Below are 1,488 nucleotides of genomic sequence, written 5' to 3'. Positions count from 1 at the left end.
CGGCGGGCGCGCCCGCCGCCGCGAGGGCCGCCGCCGCCGTCTTCTTGACGCTCATCTCGGGATGGTCGAGGCACGCGGCGATCGCCGGAGCCGCCCAGGTCGCGCGGGCCTCGGCCAGGGCCCGCAGCGCCTGCCGGACGGTCGCCGGGTCGTCCGCCGAGGTGAGCGGGACCAGGCTCGCCGACAGCACCCGGGCGCCCTCCGCGTCCGTGGCGAAGAGCGCGGCGGCGCGGGCCCGGACGTGCACGTCGCGGTGCCGGAGCAGCGGATGGACCCGCGCCCTCGTCCGCCGGTACGGGGCGCCGCGCAGGACGGTGAGCAGGATCGCCCGCTCGGCCGGGACGAGCCCGGGCCGGTCGAGGAGGTCGAGGACGGTGCTCGCGAGCACGGCGTTCCCGGCGGCGGGCGCGTCCTCGGCGTCCAGCAGGCAGCGCGGCCGGATCGCGCCCCGCCGGAAGAGCCGGCCGCCGAGGTCGCGGACGGCGTCCAGGACGCCGTCCGGCACGGCGGGCTCGGGCCCCGGACCGCCGGGCGTCCACGCTCCGGCCAGGCCGGACACGACGCGCAGGAGCAGGTCCGCGACGGCGGGCAGGGTGGTGGCGTCGCCGTTGCGCGCGAGCCGGGCGAGCGCCTCGGCGGGGTCGCCGGGGTCCGGGGCCGCGCGCAGCACCGCCAGCTCGCGCGGATCGGGGCCGCCGAGGTCGTCGGCGACGCGGCGCGGCAGCTCGCGGGGGTCGAGGCGGTCGAGCAGGGTCCGGCGCCGCTCCGGGTCGCGGTCGAGGTGCCAGAGGAGCTCCAGCGCGCGGCGCCGGAACGGGACCAGGTGCGGGGCGACATCGCTCCCGCCCGGATCACTCCCGCCCGGATCGCTCCCGTCCAGGCCGAGGCCGGTCCAGAGGGCGGCGGCCGTCCGGGGGCCGCCGACGGCTTCGAGGGCGTCGAGCGCCTCCCGCGGCGCGTCCGGCAGCAGCGCGAGGACGGTCTCCTCCACCGCCGGGTCCCGCAGTTCGCGGAGCGCGCGCAGGAAGGGGCGCGGGTCGGCGGCGTCGCGGGCGAGGCGGGCGACCGCGCCGGCCACGCCGAGCCCGGGAGCGCCCTGCGCGTCGAGCGCGACGAGCAGGTCGAGGCGGCGGGCCCACGAGCCGCCGTCCGCCCCCTGCGGCTCCGGCCGGGCCAGTTCCCGCAGCGCCTCGTGCCGGCAGGAGAAGAGGACCACCGCGATCTCGGCCGCGGGCACGCCGTGGTCCGCGAGGGCGAGCCCGACGATCGCGGGGACGTGGTGCGCCGCGGGGAAGTGGCCGCGCCGGTGCAGGCCGCGCAGGCACGCGGCGGCGGGCGCGGCGAGCAGCGGCGGGTCCTGGGCGGCGACGCCGAGCAGGGCGGCGAGCCCGTCGCGGTCCGCGAGGTCGCCGAGCAGTTCGAGCGCCCGCCGCCGCACCGCCGGCGCCCGGGACGGGTCGGCGGCGACGCCCCGGAGCAGGTCCCGGT

1 protein-coding gene is annotated in these 1,488 nt (G+C 81.3%); it reads right to left on the bottom strand.

What is annotated here, in order from left to right; translation table 11 throughout:
* On the bottom strand, window positions 1-1,488 hold a 1,488-nt coding region (locus ABZ914_RS51240; protein ID WP_500201800.1), incomplete at both ends, for a hypothetical protein.

Source organism: Spirillospora sp. NPDC046719 (genome assembly GCF_040645715.1).
In the GTDB taxonomy this organism is placed as follows: domain Bacteria; phylum Actinomycetota; class Actinomycetes; order Streptosporangiales; family Streptosporangiaceae; genus Spirillospora.
This window is presented reverse-complemented; position numbering and strand designations above follow the sequence as displayed.